Raw genomic sequence first — 17,428 nt, 5'->3', positions numbered from 1 at the left:
CTGACGGGATGCTCTCCCGCTGCTCATCCCGAGATGCGCTCTGAAGGCGCCGTCCTCGGTCGCCACCTCGGGCTGAGGCAGCCGCCTCAGCTCGTGATTCGAGTGGCAAGGATATCCCTCAGGATGCGATCGAAAGCGCTCGTCAGATCGGCCGGATTCTGCACATCCTGATAATTGGACGGCGTCGACGCGCAGCTCCTCAGGAGATTTTCGTCTCCTTTGAGCAGACGAATCGTATAGACGGACGCCGTCTTCTTCGCTTCATCGCAGGCAAGCTTGGTATAGGTGTTCATATCAGCGACGATCTTGTCCTTCGCGGCACGCGACAGCCCCCTTTCGAGCGAACTCAGAAGGACGCCGTCTTTATGGTAGGCGGTATTGTCTCCGTCCGTGAACACGATCATGTAGCGCTCGACATGTCTTTCGCCTGACGCTTCTGAGAACGGTGCGCTCGCCGAGAGCGTCGCGAGGCCCCACGTCACTCCGAGGCCGATATTGGTCAGCCCGCGCGGCTTCATCGCTTCGATCCTGGCGATCATATCCGCGCTGTTTGTCTTCACAGACGCGAGCGGCGTGATCGTGGGAAGACTCCCTCCTTCGCGCGTGGACTTGAGCGCGGGGTGCTTGCTCGCCTCACCCGTCACCGGACTGTCGGTTCCCGCATAGGAACCGAAGCGATCGATGAGATAGCCCGTCCAGTTCGCGCGCACAGTCGACGAATCAACGAATCGAAACCAAGTCGCGTTGCGATTGGCATCCGGATCGACGCGTACCTCCGTGTCGAAAGGCACAATAGATATCTTGATCGAGTCGTTGTCGACCGCCTTTCTTTTCGCTTCTGAGACAAATTCTTTGGCCGCGTTGATCAGTTCCTCGATCTTATGCTTTCCGCTTTCTCGGTCGTTCATCGATCCGGTATTATCGAGAACCAGCGCAATCTCGATCCGTTTCGTCGACCACAGGGCCTGGCTTGAGGCGCCGATGGGCGTCGAGGCGATCCCGAGAAGCTGCATGAAGGCGCTGTCCGAGGTGCCGGTCGCCCGAACCGTGACCGCGGAGCCCGTGCGTTCCGCCGTGGGCGGCTGAAGCGTGATCCCGCTCGGCGACCGGGTACCCGTCTCGAACCCGAACACGGATTCGACGGCGTTCTTGGCGATGGCGTCGATCACCTCCTGGCTGGCCGTCCTCGGAAGCTTCACGATGGCGAGGGCGGCCTGGTCGATCGCGACCTGGATCTTCGTCTGCGCCATCGAGGCGCGGCTGTAATCCACCGCGGCTCCGGCGAGGGCGACCAGCGGGATCGCAACGAAACCGAAGATGATCGCCGTGGCGCCCCTCTGATCCGTCTTGAAACGCCTGAACACACCCATCGTGGCCTCCCCCGAGACAGCGAACCGTTCGCCGGCCCCAAGGCGCGAAGCCCGTGCCAGCGGGGATGTGCCGCTTTGGAACGGCTCCGAACGCGTTGCCTCCGGGCGGGAGAGGCTTTAAGGCCCGGCTCTTGTCCTGACCTCTTGGGGAACCATGGTGGCGAGCGTCGGCCCGATCAGCCCGGAACTCGTGCGTCAGCACGGGCTGACCGCGGAAGAATACAAGCGCTTCACGGACCTCATCGGCCGCGAGCCGACGCTGGTCGAACTCGGCATCGTCTCGGCGATGTGGAACGAGCACTGCTCCTACAAGTCGTCGCGCCTGCACCTGAAGACGCTGCCGACCGAGGCGCCCTGGGTGATCCAGGGACCGGGCGAGAATGCGGGCGTCATCGATATCGGCGACGGGCAGGCCTGCGTCTTCAAGATGGAATCGCACAACCATCCGAGCTTCATCGAGCCCTACCAGGGCGCCGGGACGGGCGTCGGCGGCATCCTGCGCGACGTCTTCACGATGGGCGCGCGGCCCATCGCGGCGCTGAACGCGCTGCGCTTCGGCTCGCCGGACCATCCGAAGACGCGCCACCTCGTCTCCGGCGTCTCGGCCGGGATCGGCGGCTACGGCAATTCCTTCGGCGTGCCGACCGTCGGCGGCTCGGTCGGCTTCCACACCCGCTACGACGGCAACATCCTCGTCAACGCGATGGCCGTCGGCCTCGCCGAGACGGACAAGATCTTCTACGCCAAGGCGACGGGCGTCGGGAATCCGATCGTCTATCTCGGCTCCAAGACCGGCCGCGACGGCATCCACGGCGCGACCATGGCCTCGGCCGCCTTCGACGACGAGAGCGAGGAGAAGCGCCCGACGGTGCAGGTCGGCGATCCCTTCGCCGAGAAGCTGCTCCTCGAAGCCTGCCTCGAACTGATGGCATCGGGCTCGGTCATCGCGATCCAGGACATGGGCGCTGCCGGCCTCACCTGCTCGGCTGTCGAGATGGGCGCCAAGGGCGATCTCGGCGTCGAGCTGGACCTCGACGCGGTCCCCTGCCGCGAGGAGGGCATGACCGCCTACGAGATGATGCTGTCGGAGAGCCAGGAGCGCATGCTCATGGTGCTCGACCCCGAGCGCGAGGAGGATGCCGAGGCGATCTTCCGCAAATGGGGCCTCGATTTCGCGGTCATCGGCAAGACCACCGACACGCTCCGCTTCGTCGTCAAGCATGGCGGCAAGACGGTCGCGGACCTGCCGATCAAGGAACTCGGCGACCTCGCCCCGATCTATGACCGCCCGCATCTCGCCAACACCTACGAGCCCGTGATCGCCGCCGGCAGCGTCGAGCCGCCGGTCTCCCACGCCGAGGCGCTGCTGAAGCTCGTCGGCTCGCCGGACGGCTGCTCGAAGCGCTGGGTCTACGAGCAATACGACCACCTGATCGGCGGCAACACGGTGAGCGGACCGGGCGGCGATGCGGCCGTGGTGCGGGTCGAGGACGGGCCAAAGGGCCTCGCGCTCACGACCGACGTCACGCCCCGCTATTGCGACGCCGATCCCGTCGAGGGCGGCAAGCAGGCCGTGGCCGAGGCCTGGCGCAACATCACGGCGGTCGGCGGGCTTCCGCTCGCCGTGACCGACAACCTCAATTTCGGCAATCCAGAGCGGCCCGAGTACATGGGCCAGTTCGTCGGCTGCATCCGCGGCATCGGCGAGGCCTGCCGGGCGCTCGACTTCCCGATCGTGTCCGGCAACGTCTCGCTCTATAACGAGACGAACGGGCGGGGCATCCTGCCGACGCCGACCATCGGGGCGGTCGGGCTCGTCGACGACGTGACCGTCCGCGCCTCGATCCCCTTCAGGCGCGAGGGCGAGGCGGTGCTGGTGCTCGGCACCACTTCCGGCTGGCTCGGCCAGTCGCTCTATCTGCGCGAGGTCTGCGGCCGCGAAGAGGGCGCGCCGCCGCCCGTCGATCTCGCGACCGAGCGGAAGGTCGGCGATTTCGTGCGCGGCCTCATCCGGTCCGGGCGCCTCGACACCGTCCACGATTGCTCGGATGGCGGCCTCGCGGTCGCCCTCGCCGAGATGGCGATGCCGAACGGCATCGGCATCGCGCTCGAGGCGCGGGACATGCCGACGACCGTGCCGCTCCACGCCTTCCTCTTCGGCGAGGACCAGGGCCGCTACGTCGTCACCTGTTCGAGCGAGGCGATGTTCGCGCTCCGGCAGGAGGCGACCGAAGCCGGGGTGCCGAACTGGTATCTGGGCCTCACCGGCGGCGACGCCATCGTCTTCCCGGGCGAGGACGGCATCGCCGTCTCGGCCCTCAAGGAGGCGCATGAGGGCTGGCTGCCGGCCTATATGAGCGGATCCGCCGCCGCCCCCGACGGCGATGAGCCGCCCGCGGCCGAAGCGGCCTGAGGAGAACGACGATGGCGATGGAAGCGGGCGAGATCGAGCGCATGATCAAGGCGGCGATCCCCGATGCCGCGGTCGAGATCCGCGACCTCGCGGGCGACGGCGACCATTACGCGGCGACCGTCACCTCGGCGGCCTTCAAGGGCCTGCCGCGCGTGCGCCAGCATCAGATGGTCTATGATGCCCTCGGCGGCCGCATGGGCGGCGTCCTGCACGCCCTCGCGCTGACGACGGTCGTGGGGGAGTAGCTCTCCGTCTTTGCGGGCGGAGCGACGCGACCCGGCCCTATCCGCCCGGCTCCGGCTTGCTTCGTCGGCTCCGCCTCCTCGCAACGACGGCGGATGCTCAGAAATCCAGCGGCGCGTTGTCGACGACCTCCTTCATCACGAAGAAGGTCCGCGTCTGGCGGACTCCCGGCAGGGCGATCAGCTTCTCGCCGTGGAGCCGGTTGAAATCGGCCATGTCGCCGACCCTGATCTTCAGGAAGTAGTCGAAATCCCCTGCTACGAGGTGGCAATCGAGGACGAAGGGCAAGGCTGCGACCGCCCTCTCGAACGTCCCGAAGCTCTCCGGCGTCGAGCGGTCGAGGACGACGCCGACCATGACGAGCGCGCCGCGCCCGACCCGCGCCGGCTCCACCATCGCCCGGACGCCCGTCACGAAGCCGGCCGCGAAGAGCCGCTGCACGCGCCGATGACAGGTCGCGGGACTGACCGCGACGCGCTCGGCGAGGTCGGCGTTGGAGAGGCGGCCGTCGGCCTGGAGCAGGCGGAGCAGCTTCATGTCGATCCGGTCCAGCGCCTGGCTCATGAAAGAATCTTTCGATTTCTGAGTATCGGACGAGACGAATGGGATATCTTTATCCTGGATGCCTTCGCCATCGTCCAGCGTCGTGCGCATCTTAGAAAGCACCTTTCATCGGCATCCTGATAGGTTCGGCGCTGTCGTCAATCGCGAAACCGAGGCCGTCATGCTGTCGAAATTCGAGCGCTACCCGCTGACCTTCGGGCCGACCCCGATCGAGAAGCTGTCGCGGCTGGGCGAGCATCTCGGCGGCGGTGTCGAGATCTACGCCAAGCGCGAGGATTGCAATTCGGGCCTCGCCTATGGCGGCAACAAGCTGCGTAAGCTCGAATACATCGTCCCCGACGCCATCGCCTCGAACGCCGACACGCTCGTCTCGATCGGTGGCGTGCAGTCGAACCATACCCGCATGGTGGCGGCCGTCGCGGCCAAGATCGGCATGAAGTGCCGGCTCGTGCAGGAGGCCTGGGTGCCGCACGAGGACGCCGTCTACGACCGCGTCGGCAACATCCAGCTCAGCCGCATCATGGGCGCCGATGTGCGCCTCGTCGACGAGGGCTTCGACATCGGCATCCGCAAGAGCTGGGAGGACGCGATCGCCGAAGTGAAGGCGCAGGGCGGCAAGCCCTACGCGATCCCGGCCGGCGCCTCGGTGCACAAGTTCGGCGGCCTCGGCTATGTCGGCTTCGCCGAGGAGGTGCGGGCGCAGGAGAAGGAACTCGGCTTTTCCTTCGACTACATCGTCGTCTGCACCGTGACCGGCTCGACCCATGCCGGCATGCTCGTCGGCTTCGCCGCGGATGGGCGCGAGCGTCGTGTCATCGGCATCGACGGCTCCTTCACGCCGGCCCAGACGAAGGCGCAGGTGCTTTCGATCGCGCAGAACACGGCGAAGCTCGTCGAGCTCGGCCGCGATCTCGTGGAAGACGATGTCGTCCTCGTCGAGGACTACGCCTATCCGGCCTATGGCGTGCCGTCCGAGGAGACCAAGGAGGCGATCCGCCTCTGCGCCCGCCTCGAAGGCATGATCACGGACCCCGTCTACGAGGGGAAATCCATGCAGGGCATGATCGACCTCGTGCAGAAGGGCTACTTCCCCGCCGGCTCGAAGGTCCTCTACGCCCATCTCGGCGGCGCGCCCGCCCTCAACGGCTACGGCTACGCCTTCCGCAACGGCTGACGCGGGCGGCGACGCCGCCGAATCGGGATGCCGGCAGGCCCGACGCGCCGCGATCGGGCTTGCCTTGCAAAGAGGCAGCGGCGAAACGGGCATCGATCATAACGAGGAAGCGATGCCCTTCACCATCCAGGACCTTCAGCGGCGCAAGCAGGCGGGCGAGCGCGTCGCCATGGTCACGGCGTACGATTACCCCTCCGCACTTCTCGTCGGCCGGGCCGGCATCCCGATGATCCTCGTCGGCGATTCGATGGGGATGGTCGTCCACGGGCACGGCACGACGCTTCCCGTCACGGTCGAGGACATCGTGCGCCACACGGCAGCGGTGGTGCGGGCGGGGACGGACGCGCTCATCGTCGCGGACCTTCCCTTCCTCACCTATTCCGACCCGGAGAGCGCCGTCGCGGCGGCGCGGCGGATCATGCAGGACGGGGGAGCGCATGCGGTGAAGCTCGAAGGCGGCGCCGCCGTCGCGCCGATCGTGCGCCATCTCGTCGCCTTCGGCGTGCCGGTGATGGGCCATCTCGGCTTCACCCCCCAGGCACAGCACCAGATCGGCATCCGCGCGCAGGGCAAGGAGGCTTCCGCGGCGCGGCGCATGCTCGACGACGCTCTGCTGCTCCAGGAGGCCGGTGCCTTCTCGGTCGTGCTCGAACTCGTGCCCGCTCCGCTAGCGGCGGAGATCACGGCCCGGCTCGGCATCCCGACCATCGGCATCGGCGCCGGTCTCGGCTGCGACGGCCAGGTCCAGGTCTGGCACGACCTCCTCGGGCTCTTCGAGTCGAAGCCGCCGCGCCACGCCAAGCCCTACGCGAAGGTCGGCGCCCTCATCGAGGAGGCCCTGCGCAGCTATCGCGAAGAGGTGGAGGCCGAGGCTTTCCCCACCGCCGCCCAAAGCGTGAAGATGGACGAGGCCGCGCTCGCCGAGGCCTTGCGCTGACTTCGCCCCGCCGGCCTTGAAATCGCGCCCGGCACGGGCGCATATACGCTCAACGCGCTTGCTCGAACGGAGCCCTCACGATGTCCGATGCCCACGCCCAGATCGACAACGAAGTGAAGTCGAACGACGTCGTCCTTTTCATGAAGGGCACGCCGCAATTCCCGATGTGCGGCTTCTCGGGCCAGGTCGTCCAGATCCTGAACTATGTCGGCGTCCCGTATAAGGGCGTGAACGTCCTCGACGACGAGGGCATCCGCAACGGCATCAAGGAATATTCCAACTGGCCGACGATCCCCCAGCTCTACGTGAAGGGCGAGTTCGTCGGCGGCTGCGACATCACGCGTGAGATGTTCCAGTCGGGCGAGCTGCAGCAGCTCCTCGCCGAGAAGGGCCTGCCGGTCACCAAGCCCGCGGCCTGAGGCTGACTGCCAACCATCCTCATCCTGAGGTGCTCGGCAAAGCCGAGCCTCGAAGGACGCACAGCGTTGCGCGTGCTTCGAGGCCGGCCTTCGGCCGGCACCTCAGCATGAGGACGAGACGAGTTTCCAAGCGGGCCCCGACGCACCGGCTCCACGCGGCACAGCGACCGCGTCGAGATCTTCTCCCGCAAGGAGAGAAGCCGCCCTACGACACCACGGCCAGCCGCGGCTCCGGCTCGTCGAACTGGAGCGCCGCCAGCCGGGCATAGAGGCCGTCGCGGCGGATGAGCGCCTCGTGCGGGCCCTCTTCCACGATCATGCCGTCCTCCATGACGAGGATCCGGTCGGCGTCGCGCACGGTCGCGAGACGGTGGGCGATGACGAGACTGGTCCGCCCCGCCATCAGGCGCTCGAGCGCCGTCTGGACCGCCCGCTCGCTCTCGGCATCGAGCGCGGAGGTCGCCTCGTCCAGAAGCAGGATCGGCGCGTCCTTGAGCACCGCGCGGGCGATGGCGATGCGCTGGCGCTGGCCGCCGGAGAGGGTCACGCCGCGCTCGCCGATCCGGGTCTCGTAGCCCTCGGGCAGGCCCGCGATGAAATCCGCCGCGGCCGCCGCCTCCGCCGCCCGCTCGACCTCGGCGAGCGTCGCGTCCGGCCGGCCATAGCGGATGTTGTCGAGGACCGAGCCCATGAAGATCGTCGGTTCCTGCGGCACGAGCGCCATGCGCTGCCGGAGGGCGGCCGGATCGAGGGAGGGAAGCGCCATGCCGTCGACGAGCACGCGGCCCGCCTGGGGGTCGTAGAAGCGCAGCAGGAGCTGGAACACCGTGCTCTTGCCGGCTCCGGACGGCCCCACCAGCGCCACGCGCTCGCCCGCACGCACGCAGAAGGACACGCCGCGCAGCGACTGGGCCTCACGGCTCGGATAGGCGAAGCGCACGTCCTCGAAGGCGAGCGTGCCGAGCGGAGGCTCGGGCAGCGTCAGGGGGCGGGCCGGCGCCGTGATGGCCGGATGGGCGTCGAGGATCTCGCCGAGCCGTTCGGCCGCGCCGGAGGCGGCGGCGAGTTCGCCATAGACCTCCGACAATTGCCCGAGCGCGCTCGCCGCGAAGACCGCATAGAGCACGAATTGCGAGAGCCGGCCCGCGCTCATCTGGCCGGCGAGCACGTCCTGGGCGCCCCACCAGAGGATGCCGACGACGCTCGCCGAGACGAGGAAGATCACCGCGCCCGTGAGATAGGCCCGCGTCCGGCTCGCGCCACGTGCCGAGACGAAGGCGGCTTCCGCCGCCGCCGCGAAGCGATCGGCTGTCATCCGCTCGGTGCCGAAGGCCTGCATGGTGCGGACCGCACCGACCGCCTCGTTCGCATAGGCGGTCGCGTCCGCGAGCCTGTCCTGCGCGGCCCGGGCACGGCGCTGCACCGCGCGGCCCGACAGGACCAGCGGCAGCACGATCAGCGGAATGGCGAGGATGACGAGAGCGGACAGCTTCGGGCTCGTCACGATCATCATGCCGAGGGCACCGAGGAAGAGCGCGATGTTCCGCAGCGCCATCGAAATCGAGACGCCGAAGGCGGATTTCACCTGCGTCGTATCCGCCGTGAGGCGCGACAGGAGATCGCCCGAGCGGGCCGCGTCGAAGAAGGCGGGGTCGAGCATCGTCAGGCGCCGGAAGATGGCGCTGCGGATGTCGGTCACGATCCGCTCGCCGAGCGTGACGACGAGATAGAAGCGCAGCGCGCTCGCCACCGCGATCGCCGCGACGACGCAGATCAGCACCGCGAAATAGGCGTCGATGATCTGCCCGTCGCCGTCGGAGAAGCCGTGATCGATCACCCGGCGTGCCGCGATCGGAAGCGCGAGGGTCGCGGCCGCCGCAGCGGCGAGGGCGACGATCGCGGCCGCGATCCGGCCCTTGTAGGCGAGACCGTAGGGAATGAGCGGCTTCAGGGCCTTGAGGGAAGGACGGCGGCGATCGGGTGGCGGAGACGACATGTCACTCGGCGTTCGGAAGGATGGTGCCGGCTGCGACGAACCGACAGACCGGGCCCGCAAGTGCGTCGGCGCGATTTGCTTGTCACTCCCAGGCGCGTGCGTTATAGCGCCGCCTTCATCAAACCCAAGTTTCCCCAACCCCCGATAGACGGTGCGGAGCTTCCCGGCGCATTCGCTGGCGAGCCGTATGCCGCGGAGTGAGCCACGATGGCCGAGCAGAACCAGAAGGCCGTAAAGGTCGAGAAGCGCGAAAAGGGCCCGACGGTCCACCCCGACTACCATTTCATCCGGGTCGTCATGACGGACGGCTCCGAGTTCGCGACGCGCTCGACGATGGGCAAGGCCGGCGACGTCCTCAACCTCGACATCGATCCGAACACCCACCCGGCCTGGACCGGCGGCCACCAGCAGCTCCTCGACCGCGGCGGACGCGTCTCGCGCTTCAATTCCCGCTTCGGCAACATGAACTTCGGCAAGAAGTAAGCCGACGCCCCGCTTCTCCCCCTGCGGGAGAAGTCGAGTTGCGCGCCAGCGCAACCGGATGAGGGGTGCATGTTCGGCACCGCTGTGGGGGCATGCCCCTCACCCGGTCGACGCTTCGCGTCGCTCGACCTCTCCCGCAAGGGGAGAGGTGGTGTCGGTGGAGAGCGCCGCGCAGCGGCGCGCCTCGAAGAACGCGCATCGGAAACCCGACCCCGCCCCGAAGACCAGCCTCCGGGCGGCGGAGCGCTTCCTGTCGTCGACCTCGGCCGTCAGGCCCGAATCTCGACCGGCGTGCCGTCGGGCACGGCCCGCCAGATGGACTCCATCTCGGCATCCGTCACCGCGATGCAGCCCGCCGTCCAGTCGACCAGACGGTGCAGGCGGCCGAGCCAGCCGAAACCGTTCCGGATGCCGTGGATCATGATGTTGCTGCCGGGCGGCTCCCCGCGCGCCGCAGCGGCCGCCCCGTCCTCGGCGGACGGATAGCTGATCTTCAGCGACAGGTGATAGGCGCTCCGCGGATTGCGCGTCTCGATCCGGTAGGCTCCCTCCGGCACCAGATGGTCGCCCTCGCGCCGCTTCGGCGCCGAGCCGCCCCGCCCGAGCGAAACGCGGTAGACCGCGATCGTCTGTCCGCCCTTGAGCAAGGCCATGCGATGCGCCGCCTTCTCGATCAGGATCGCGTCGGCCCTCACGGCAGCCGATAGCGGCGGCGTATCCGGGCCCGCGACGTGGTAGCCGATCGCGAGACCGGCCAGGGACAGGACGAGGCAGCCGGCAGCGAGCCATCCCGATCGGCGCATGCGCATCGCGCTCCTTTCGTGCGTGCATCCCCGTTAGCAGACCGGCCTTAAGGTTCGATGGCGCCCGCCGAGACCAGGATCGCCCCCGGGCCGATCAAGTGCGGCCGTGACACGGGCCCCGTCTCCCCTTAGACACGGGTCATGCCCCCCGCCCCGAAGACCAGCCTCGTGTCGCCCGAGCGGCGCGAGAGCGATCCCGATTCGTCCTTGCGGCCGCTGTCGCTCGCAGAATTCGTGGGCCAGCGGGCGGCCCGCGCCAATCTTCAGGTCTTCATCGAGGCGGCGCGGACGCGCGGCGACGCGCTCGACCACGTGCTGTTCGTCGGGCCGCCCGGCCTCGGCAAGACGACGCTCGCGCAGATCGTCGCGCGCGAGCTCGGCGTCAATTTCCGCTCGACCTCGGGCCCCGTCATCGCCAAGGCCGGAGACCTCGCGGCCCAGCTCACCAATCTCGACGAGCGCGACGTCCTCTTCATCGACGAGATCCACCGGCTGAACCCCGCCGTGGAGGAGATCCTCTACCCGGCCATGGAGGATCGCCAGCTCGACCTCGTGATCGGCGAGGGACCGGCGGCGCGCTCGGTCAAGATCGATCTGCCGGCCTTCACCCTCGTCGGCGCGACGACGCGGGCCGGACTTCTCACCACGCCGCTCCGCGACCGTTTCGGCATCCCGATCCGGCTCGAATTCTACGACACGGACGAGCTCGAACTCATCGTCAAGCGCGGGGCGCGCGTGCTCGGCATCGGCATGTCGGACGAAGGTGCAAACGAGATCGCGAAGCGCTCCCGGGGGACGCCGCGCATCGCCGGGCGGCTGCTCCGGCGCGTGCGCGACTTCGCCCTCGTCGACGGGGTCGAGACGGTCTCCCGCGCCCTCGCGGACCGCTCGCTGCGGCTGCTCGACGTCGACCCGATCGGGCTCGACCTGATGGACCGCAAGTACCTCATGGTCATCGCCCAGCATTACGGGGGCGGCCCGGTCGGGATCGAAACCATCGCCGCCGCCCTCTCGGAGCCGCGCGACGCGCTCGAGGAGATCATCGAGCCCTTCCTGATCCAGCGCGGCCTCCTCGCCCGCACGCCGCGCGGTCGCGTCCTCACCTCGCACGCCTTCCGCCATCTCGGCCTCGCCGAGCCGAAGCGCGATCCGTCCGTGCAGTTCGGCCTGTTCAACGCCGACGCGGACGATTGAGGCGCCGCCACCACGGTCGCTCGCGCCGCGGGGTTTACCCGTGGCAAAGATGAAACAGACGCACCGGCCAGAACGGACCCTCCGCGCAAGGTCCTGATCAGTGTGTCCACCCGCACGTTTTTCTTCTCCTCGTCCGATCTAAAGCAAGATCGAACAAGCCGGACGATCCGGCCCAGATGACGATCAGAAGAGCATGTTTTCTGTCTTTTTTCGGACGCGTCCAGACGCACCCTATTCTGCCCCGTCCGGCCGGCGTTCCGCGCTTCGCGTGGCTGCGTCCTTGCTGTTGGCCTTGACCGTGAGCGGCTGCATCCATGCGGGCGTCGATCGCGAGGTTCCGCCGCCGGTGATCCGCAACGCCGCCTTCGCGCCCCTCTACGACGCGCGGCCGGACGAGCGCTTCGCCATCCCCGCGACCGACGTCTCCCATCTGGATCCGGATTATCTCCGCCAGGAGGTCGCCTATCCGCGGGCCGAGGAGCCCGGAACGGTCGTCGTCGATACCGGGAGCCGCCATCTCTATCTCGTGCAGGAGGGAGGGAGGGCCATCCGGTACGGCATCGGCGTCGGCAAGGCCGGGCTCTCCTGGGCGGGCCGGGCGCGGGTGGGGCGGAAGGCCGAATGGCCCCGCTGGACGCCGACGGCCGCCATGATCGCGCGGGAACCGGAGCGGAACGGTCCCTGGCGCGGCGGCATGGCCGCGGGCCTGTCGAACCCGCTCGGCGCCCGTGCGCTCTACCTCTACCAGGGCGACCGCGACACGCTGTATCGGATCCACGGCACGAACGAGCCCGATACGATCGGCCTCGCGGTCTCCTCGGGCTGCATCCGGATGTTCAACCAGGACATCATCCACCTGTATCAGCGCGTGCCGGTGGGGGCGAAGGTCGTCGTCCTGTCGCCCGCCGATTCCATCATGCCCGAGCCCCCGATGGAGGTCGCCGCCGGCGACTTCGTGCCGAACGAGCATCTCTGATTCTGTCGGGGCCAAGCGTTGCCCCGCATCGTTTCACGGAGCGATCCCATGACGGATTCGACGTCGATTGCGACGACCACCCGCCGCCTCTCCCTCCTCGCCGTCACGATGCTCGCGCTCGGCGCCTGCGCCAAGGACCAACTGGCGGATCAGAACAGGGGAGCCGCTTCCCCGGGCAGCGCCCGCGACTTCGCGGTCAATGTGGGCGATCGCGTCTTCTTCGAGACCGATTCCTCGGACTTCACCTCGAGCGCGATCCAGACCCTCGACAGCCAGGCGGCCTGGCTGCAGCGCTATCCGAACCATCTCGTCGCCATCGAGGGCCATGCCGACGAGCGCGGCACGCGCGAATACAACTATTCCCTCGGCGCCCGCCGCGCCCAGGCCGTGAACGACTATCTCGTCTCGCGCGGGGTCTCCTCGCGGCGCCTGCGCACCATCTCCTACGGAAAGGAAAGGCCGGTCGCGACCTGCAACGACATCTCCTGCTGGTCCCAGAACCGCCGTGCCGTCACGGTGCTGGAACAGCCGGGCGCGGGATTCTGAGCGCCTGTCACCCGGGGAGGTGCCGAGACACGTCCATGCGCCGATGCAGGATGCGGACGACCGCGATCCCGTCTCGCACGCTGCGGAAATAGACCGTGTGCGAACCGACGCTGCATGTAAGATAGCCGGGACGAATATTCGCCGGACGCCCGAACGTCTCTCCTGCCGCAAGCGCTTCCAAGGCTGCGATGATCCCGGCGTGATACCGCTCCGCCTGCTGTACCGACCAGGTGCGCTCTGTGTAGCGCCAGATGTCTTCGAGGTCGGCTTCCGCGAGCGGCGAGAGCCTGTAGACGGCAGCCGGCATCTCGGTCAGCCGGCCCGATCGTCCCGCATCCGCTTCAGGAAGGCCGCGTTGTCGAAGGGGCGTGGCTCGCCGGATTCCTCACCCGCGACGAGGGCCGCCCGCAAGGCCTTGACCTTCGCTTCGTGCTCTTCGAGCAGATGCAGGCCCGCGCGAACGACGTCGCTGACGTCGCTGTAGCGCCCCTCGTTCACCTGCGCGTCGACAAAGCCGGCGAAATGCCCGTCGAGCACGATGGACGTGGTCTTGGCCATGACCGCACTCCTTCGTCACCGATCGATGGCAACGTCTTAGCACAATCGAACACCGGCCGAAGGACGTCGAGCGGCGCCGTCGACGCGCGGCGCAACATCTCCCGCAAGGGGAGAAGCGGGCGCCATCTCACTCGAAATCCCGCGAAACCTGCTGAGCTTCTGCACGATACGGCCATTCTCTCTCCATGCCGGCCCGTCATGATCCACCTGCCATGACCGCCAGACGCCCCTCCCCTCGCCTCATCAGCCGCCGAGGCCTTCTGCGGGCCGCCGGCGTCGCGATCGCCTCCGGGGCCGCAGGGGCCGCCTGGGGTTTCGGCATCGAGCCGATGCTGACGACGGTCGCACGGCACGCGATCGAGCCGATCGCGGGGGCGGCCCCATGGCCGGCGGGCCTGCGGCTGCGCATCGCGGCGCTCTCGGACATCCATGTCAGCGAGCCCTATATGAGCGTCGATCGCGTGCGGCGGATCGTCGAGCGGACCAATGCGCTCGCGCCGGATCTCGTCGTGCTGCTCGGCGATTACGTCGCCGGAAGCCGGATCGTCTCGCGTTTCGTGCCGGCAGCCGAATGGGCGCCGGCGCTCGGCGGCCTCAAGGCGCCGCTGGGCGTCCATGCCGTGCTCGGCAACCACGATTGGTGGGAGGACAGGACCGCCCAGCGCACGGGCGCGATGCCGATCGCCGGGCGCGCCATGCAGGCCGCCGGAATCAGCGTCCTTCATAACGAAGCCCTGCCGCTCGAGACGCCGCAGGGGACGATCTGGCTCGCCGGGCTCGGGGACCAGCTCGCCTTCGGGCCGGCCCGGGCGCGCGGCTGGCGGCGCCGCGTCGGGGCGGACGATCTCGCCGCGACCCTCGCGCCGATTCCCGACGGCGCGCCCGCCATCCTCCTCGCCCACGAGCCCGACATCTTCCCGCGCGTGCCGCGCCGGATCGCGCTCACCCTCAGCGGCCATACCCATGGCGGGCAGGTGAGGCTCTTCGGCTATTCGCCGATCGTGCCCTCGCCGCGGCGCTACGCCTGGGGCCATATCCGCGAGCATACCGATCTCGTGGTCTCGGGCGGGCTCGGCTACAGCCTCATCCCCGTCCGCTTCGGCGTGCCGCCGGAGATCACCCTCGTCGAGATCGGCCCGAAGGCCCCGGTTCATCGCGGCGACGCGGCGGTGTAGAAGGCCGGAATGAGCTTCACCCACCGCCTGTCCATCCGTGTCTATTACGAGGACACCGACTTCTCCGGCGTCGTCTACCACGCGAGCTACCTGCGCTTCCTCGAGCGCGGGCGCACCGAGATTCTGCGCGCGGCCGGCGTCGACCAGTCGATGCTCCACGCCGAGGGCCAGGGCCTCTTCTTCGCCGTTCGGCGCCTGACGATCGACTATCTGCGGCCCGCCCGGATGGACGACGTCCTGACCGTCGAGACCCGGACCACGGAGGTCCGCGGCGCGACGCTCGACATCGAGCAGCGCATCCTGCGGGGCGAGGAGGTGCTGATCACCGCGAGCGTGCTCGTCGCGTCCCTGTCGGCCGGACGGCCCGTGCGCATTCCGGACGCGCTGCGGCTGCGCCTCACGGCCGAGGCGCCGGAGACGCTGCCGCCTTACGAAGCGAGCCTCGAAGACACCCGATCGATACCATCGTCCTGACATCTTGAGGCCTGATTCGCCGGGCAGGATTCTGTCGTGATGTCGCAGACCGTCTCACTCGATCCCAACGACCGGCGCCCGCCGAAGCGCGGGCCGGCCAAGCCGTCCCCGACGCAGAAGGCTGCGCCCAAGACGCGCCTTCGGACCGCGTCGGCCGAGCCGGCCTCGTCGTCCCCCGCGACGCGCCAACGCGCCGGCTGGCTTCTGCCCGCATCCTGCGCGGCCGTCGTCCTCTGTCTCGCGGGGACCACGGCCGGCTATCTCACCCTTCTCGCTGGACCGTCGGCGACTGCCGATCAGGCTCCCGCGCGCAAGGCGAGCGCGATCCGCATCGGGCCGATCGCCGACATGCCGGACATCCGCGACGGGGTCCCCGCCCTGATGCCGTCGAAGACCGCGAGCGCGCCGGCGGCTCCCGCTTCGGCCCCGCCATCGTCCTCGACGGCGGCGGGCGGCCTTTTCGCGCCGGGCTTCCTCGGCAGCCCCGCCGCATCTCCGATGGCGCCGGCTGCGGAGGCCCATGCCGCCAACGCGAAGGCCATGGCCTCGACGGTCGCGAGCGCCGCCTTGCTTCCCTCTCCCGTTCCCGCCGCCGAACTCGCACAGCCGGCGCCGGCTAGCCAGCCGACGGCTGTCCTCGACGCACGGAGGCCGGTCGACGCGACCCGCCCCGTCGAATCGCGGCCGGCCGAGGCGCCCCGATCCCTTGCCGCCGCGTCCGAGCCTGCCGAACGCCCCGCCCCGGCCGTCCGGAAGATCGACCTCTCGGGCTCCGGCCAGACCGCTCCCGCGGCGGCGATGCCGGCTGCACCGGGCGCCGATCGCCCGGGCGTCGTGGCATCCGAGCCCGGCACCGCCCCGGCACCGGAGCCGCGGGAGGTCGTCGCCGCCCCGGCCCCGGTTCCGCAAGCGGCCCCGAGCGTCGAAGTCGCTCCCCCTCCGCCGGCTCCTCCTGTCAGGACCGCTTCGGCCGCAGCCGATGTGCCCCTCCCGCCGGCGCGCCCCGTCTTCCGCGACGTCGTGCCCGAACGCGCGGCAGAGGCCTCGCAGGGCGAGCGCCCCGCCGCGCAGCCGAGAGCGCGCGCCGTCGCCGCCGCCAATCCGACCCGGCCGGCCGAGCGGTCGATGGCGGCCACGCGCGCTCCCGCCCCGGTTCCGGCTCCTCCCTCGGAACAGCGCCCCGCTCAGGCCCAGGAGCCGGAGGATCGCTCGATCCTCGGTGTCCCGGTCCCGCGCTTCGTGCCGACGGGACGGGACTTCCGCGACGCGGCGAACTCGATCGCCGACGCGGTCACGAGCCTGCCGAGCCGGTTTTAAACCTCGCCGTCTTCGGGGCGACTATCCGCCCCGACCTTCAAGCCGCCCGATATACTCCCGCAACAGGGCGACCCGTTTCGGCCGGAAGCTGTGGCTGCCCCGTTCGACGCGCTGCAGCCGCTCCAAGCGGAACATCCTGTAATCCGCGCGCAGGCAGCACCAGGCGAGCATGGTCAGGGCGCGATCGGTGTAGACGAGCGCGAGCGGGTGGACGGTGCGCTGGCTCGTCGTCCCGTCCTTGTCGGCATAGACGATGTCCAGCGCGTGTTCGGACCAGCACGCGTCGCGCACGACGTCCAGGAACGGCGACGTCTGCATGCGCCGGTGGGGCCGATAGACATGCGAGATGGCATGCAGCAACTGCTGCTCGCGATCGTCGGGTAGCGTCGCGGCGACCTTCGACAGCACCGCCTCCGCGGCGGCGACCATGGCGGGGTCTCCCATCGCCCTCACCTCGCCGAGGCCGAGCACGATGGCCTCGATCTCGCTCCGCGTGAAGGCCTGGGGCGGAAGCGAGCCGTCCTCGACCAGCCGGTAGCCGTAGCCGCGCTCGCCCTCGATACGCGCCCCGGCCGCCCGCAGGCTGTCGATATCGCGGTAGAGCGAGCGCAGCGACACCTCCGTCGCTTCCGCCAAACGAGCAGCGGTCACGGGCGGCCGCATCTGCCGCATCAATTGGAGCAGCCGAAAAAGACGATCGGATCGCGCCATGTTTCTAACTGCCGGAAACTGTCAGGACAGGGCGTCTATAGCCCGGCCTCGAGATCACCGACAGGAACCCGGGAC

General features: G+C 69.0%; 19 protein-coding genes. 12 read left to right on the top strand and 7 right to left on the bottom strand.

From position 1 onward, the window contains the following. Positions 1-86 precede the first annotated feature (86 nt). The gene (locus tag EV668_RS20325) at positions 87-1,370 is read right to left on the bottom strand and encodes a pilus assembly protein (RefSeq protein WP_133773551.1); all 1,284 of its coding nucleotides are present in this window, start codon (positions 1,368-1,370) and stop codon (positions 87-89) included. A 154-nt stretch (positions 1,371-1,524) separates the two neighbouring features. Between EV668_RS20325 and purL the strand changes: the two genes are divergently transcribed. Continuing rightward, positions 1,525-3,783 (top strand): phosphoribosylformylglycinamidine synthase subunit PurL, encoded by a 2,259-nt coding sequence (gene purL, locus EV668_RS20320; protein ID WP_133773549.1) that lies wholly within the window; start codon positions 1,525-1,527, stop codon positions 3,781-3,783. 11 nt (positions 3,784-3,794) lie between these two features. Then, positions 3,795-4,028, top strand: coding sequence for a BolA/IbaG family iron-sulfur metabolism protein (locus EV668_RS20315; RefSeq protein WP_133773547.1), 234 nt, complete (start codon positions 3,795-3,797; stop codon positions 4,026-4,028). Positions 4,029-4,125: 97 nt separating this feature from the next. Here EV668_RS20315 and EV668_RS20310 read toward each other — a convergent pair whose 3' ends face one another. Next, the gene (locus EV668_RS20310; RefSeq protein ID WP_133773545.1) at positions 4,126-4,590 is read right to left on the bottom strand and encodes an Lrp/AsnC family transcriptional regulator; all 465 of its coding nucleotides are present in this window, start codon (positions 4,588-4,590) and stop codon (positions 4,126-4,128) included. 160 nt (positions 4,591-4,750) lie between these two features. On the opposite strand from EV668_RS20310, the gene EV668_RS20305 reads away from it, so the two are divergent. The 3 genes from EV668_RS20305 (at position 4,751) to grxD (ending at position 7,120) form a co-directional block, all read left to right on the top strand. Beyond that, the gene (locus EV668_RS20305; protein ID WP_133773543.1) at positions 4,751-5,764 is read left to right on the top strand and encodes a 1-aminocyclopropane-1-carboxylate deaminase; all 1,014 of its coding nucleotides are present in this window, start codon (positions 4,751-4,753) and stop codon (positions 5,762-5,764) included. 112 nt (positions 5,765-5,876) lie between these two features. Next, on the top strand, positions 5,877-6,701 hold the full coding sequence (panB, locus tag EV668_RS20300; RefSeq protein WP_133773541.1) for a 3-methyl-2-oxobutanoate hydroxymethyltransferase: 825 nt from the start codon (positions 5,877-5,879) through the stop codon (positions 6,699-6,701). Between the two features lie 80 nt (positions 6,702-6,781). Next, entirely contained in the window at positions 6,782-7,120 is a 339-nt protein-coding gene (gene grxD, locus EV668_RS20295; protein ID WP_133773539.1) for a Grx4 family monothiol glutaredoxin, read from the top strand. 205 nt (positions 7,121-7,325) lie between these two features. Here grxD and EV668_RS20290 read toward each other — a convergent pair whose 3' ends face one another. Further along, entirely contained in the window at positions 7,326-9,116 is a 1,791-nt protein-coding gene (locus tag EV668_RS20290) for an ABC transporter transmembrane domain-containing protein (RefSeq protein ID WP_133773537.1), read from the bottom strand. A 207-nt stretch (positions 9,117-9,323) separates the two neighbouring features. Between EV668_RS20290 and rpmE the strand changes: the two genes are divergently transcribed. Further along, positions 9,324-9,599: a 50S ribosomal protein L31 gene (rpmE, locus tag EV668_RS20285; protein WP_133773535.1), complete on the top strand. Its 276-nt coding sequence runs from the start codon at positions 9,324-9,326 to the stop codon at positions 9,597-9,599. Positions 9,600-9,868: 269 nt separating this feature from the next. Here rpmE and EV668_RS20280 read toward each other — a convergent pair whose 3' ends face one another. Beyond that, on the bottom strand, positions 9,869-10,402 hold the full coding sequence (locus EV668_RS20280) for a L,D-transpeptidase family protein (protein WP_133773533.1): 534 nt from the start codon (positions 10,400-10,402) through the stop codon (positions 9,869-9,871). 141 nt (positions 10,403-10,543) lie between these two features. On the opposite strand from EV668_RS20280, the gene ruvB reads away from it, so the two are divergent. The 3 genes from ruvB to pal all read left to right on the top strand — a co-directional run bounded on the left by ruvB (position 10,544) and on the right by pal (position 13,118). Beyond that, the gene (gene ruvB, locus EV668_RS20275) at positions 10,544-11,596 is read left to right on the top strand and encodes a Holliday junction branch migration DNA helicase RuvB (RefSeq protein WP_133773531.1); all 1,053 of its coding nucleotides are present in this window, start codon (positions 10,544-10,546) and stop codon (positions 11,594-11,596) included. Positions 11,597-11,789: 193 nt separating this feature from the next. Then, positions 11,790-12,572 carry a L,D-transpeptidase gene (locus EV668_RS20270; protein ID WP_133773530.1) on the top strand — a complete coding sequence of 261 codons (783 nt, stop codon included), beginning with the start codon at positions 11,790-11,792 and terminating at the stop codon, positions 12,570-12,572. A 48-nt stretch (positions 12,573-12,620) separates the two neighbouring features. Continuing rightward, positions 12,621-13,118 (top strand): peptidoglycan-associated lipoprotein Pal, encoded by a 498-nt coding sequence (pal, locus tag EV668_RS20265; protein ID WP_133773528.1) that lies wholly within the window; start codon positions 12,621-12,623, stop codon positions 13,116-13,118. Positions 13,119-13,125: 7 nt separating this feature from the next. Here pal and EV668_RS20260 read toward each other — a convergent pair whose 3' ends face one another. Together EV668_RS20260 and EV668_RS20255 are read right to left on the bottom strand one after the other, a co-directional pair. Then, positions 13,126-13,425: a type II toxin-antitoxin system RelE/ParE family toxin gene (locus EV668_RS20260; protein WP_133773526.1), complete on the bottom strand. Its 300-nt coding sequence runs from the start codon at positions 13,423-13,425 to the stop codon at positions 13,126-13,128. A gap of 5 nt (positions 13,426-13,430) precedes the next feature. Further along, positions 13,431-13,676, bottom strand: a complete 246-nt coding sequence (locus tag EV668_RS20255) for a type II toxin-antitoxin system ParD family antitoxin (RefSeq protein WP_133773524.1) — start codon at positions 13,674-13,676, stop codon at positions 13,431-13,433. Between the two features lie 212 nt (positions 13,677-13,888). Here EV668_RS20255 and EV668_RS20250 point away from each other — a divergent pair, with 212 nt between their 5' ends. The 3 genes from EV668_RS20250 to EV668_RS20240 are packed head-to-tail and all read left to right on the top strand — an operon-like array spanning position 13,889 to position 16,642. Beyond that, positions 13,889-14,851: a metallophosphoesterase gene (locus EV668_RS20250; RefSeq protein ID WP_133773522.1), complete on the top strand. Its 963-nt coding sequence runs from the start codon at positions 13,889-13,891 to the stop codon at positions 14,849-14,851. Between the two features lie 9 nt (positions 14,852-14,860). Further along, positions 14,861-15,325 (top strand): tol-pal system-associated acyl-CoA thioesterase, encoded by a 465-nt coding sequence (ybgC, locus tag EV668_RS20245; RefSeq protein ID WP_133773520.1) that lies wholly within the window; start codon positions 14,861-14,863, stop codon positions 15,323-15,325. Between the two features lie 39 nt (positions 15,326-15,364). Beyond that, a complete protein-coding gene (locus EV668_RS20240; protein ID WP_133773518.1) occupies positions 15,365-16,642 on the top strand; it encodes a hypothetical protein in 1,278 nt (425 codons plus the stop codon). A 21-nt stretch (positions 16,643-16,663) separates the two neighbouring features. Here the strand turns inward: EV668_RS20240 and EV668_RS20235 are convergent, their stop codons facing one another. Further along, positions 16,664-17,353 carry a helix-turn-helix transcriptional regulator gene (locus EV668_RS20235; RefSeq protein WP_133773516.1) on the bottom strand — a complete coding sequence of 230 codons (690 nt, stop codon included), beginning with the start codon at positions 17,351-17,353 and terminating at the stop codon, positions 16,664-16,666. Positions 17,354-17,428 lie beyond the last annotated feature (75 nt).

This window comes from Enterovirga rhinocerotis (genome assembly GCF_004363955.1).
Classification (GTDB): Bacteria; Pseudomonadota; Alphaproteobacteria; order Rhizobiales; family Beijerinckiaceae; genus Enterovirga; species Enterovirga rhinocerotis.
This window is presented reverse-complemented; position numbering and strand designations above follow the sequence as displayed.

What these genes read in the sequence shown, in the direction of transcription:
- EV668_RS20325 (WP_133773551.1), bottom strand. Translation starts at nt 1,370, where the DNA reads ATGGGTGTGTTCAGGCGTTTCAAGACGGATCAGAGGGGCGCCACGGCG.
- purL (WP_133773549.1), top strand. Translation starts at nt 1,525, where the DNA reads ATGGTGGCGAGCGTCGGCCCGATCAGCCCGGAACTCGTGCGTCAGCAC.
- EV668_RS20315 (WP_133773547.1), top strand. Translation starts at nt 3,795, where the DNA reads ATGGCGATGGAAGCGGGCGAGATCGAGCGCATGATCAAGGCGGCGATC.
- EV668_RS20310 (WP_133773545.1), bottom strand. Translation starts at nt 4,590, where the DNA reads ATGAGCCAGGCGCTGGACCGGATCGACATGAAGCTGCTCCGCCTGCTC.
- EV668_RS20305 (WP_133773543.1), top strand. Translation starts at nt 4,751, where the DNA reads ATGCTGTCGAAATTCGAGCGCTACCCGCTGACCTTCGGGCCGACCCCG.
- panB (WP_133773541.1), top strand. Translation starts at nt 5,877, where the DNA reads ATGCCCTTCACCATCCAGGACCTTCAGCGGCGCAAGCAGGCGGGCGAG.
- grxD (WP_133773539.1), top strand. Translation starts at nt 6,782, where the DNA reads ATGTCCGATGCCCACGCCCAGATCGACAACGAAGTGAAGTCGAACGAC.
- EV668_RS20290 (WP_133773537.1), bottom strand. Translation starts at nt 9,116, where the DNA reads ATGTCGTCTCCGCCACCCGATCGCCGCCGTCCTTCCCTCAAGGCCCTG.
- rpmE (WP_133773535.1), top strand. Translation starts at nt 9,324, where the DNA reads ATGGCCGAGCAGAACCAGAAGGCCGTAAAGGTCGAGAAGCGCGAAAAG.
- EV668_RS20280 (WP_133773533.1), bottom strand. Translation starts at nt 10,402, where the DNA reads ATGCGCCGATCGGGATGGCTCGCTGCCGGCTGCCTCGTCCTGTCCCTG.
- ruvB (WP_133773531.1), top strand. Translation starts at nt 10,544, where the DNA reads ATGCCCCCCGCCCCGAAGACCAGCCTCGTGTCGCCCGAGCGGCGCGAG.
- EV668_RS20270 (WP_133773530.1), top strand. Translation starts at nt 11,790, where the DNA reads ATGTTTTCTGTCTTTTTTCGGACGCGTCCAGACGCACCCTATTCTGCC.
- pal (WP_133773528.1), top strand. Translation starts at nt 12,621, where the DNA reads ATGACGGATTCGACGTCGATTGCGACGACCACCCGCCGCCTCTCCCTC.
- EV668_RS20260 (WP_133773526.1), bottom strand. Translation starts at nt 13,425, where the DNA reads ATGCCGGCTGCCGTCTACAGGCTCTCGCCGCTCGCGGAAGCCGACCTC.
- EV668_RS20255 (WP_133773524.1), bottom strand. Translation starts at nt 13,676, where the DNA reads ATGGCCAAGACCACGTCCATCGTGCTCGACGGGCATTTCGCCGGCTTT.
- EV668_RS20250 (WP_133773522.1), top strand. Translation starts at nt 13,889, where the DNA reads ATGACCGCCAGACGCCCCTCCCCTCGCCTCATCAGCCGCCGAGGCCTT.
- ybgC (WP_133773520.1), top strand. Translation starts at nt 14,861, where the DNA reads ATGAGCTTCACCCACCGCCTGTCCATCCGTGTCTATTACGAGGACACC.
- EV668_RS20240 (WP_133773518.1), top strand. Translation starts at nt 15,365, where the DNA reads ATGTCGCAGACCGTCTCACTCGATCCCAACGACCGGCGCCCGCCGAAG.
- EV668_RS20235 (WP_133773516.1), bottom strand. Translation starts at nt 17,353, where the DNA reads ATGGCGCGATCCGATCGTCTTTTTCGGCTGCTCCAATTGATGCGGCAG.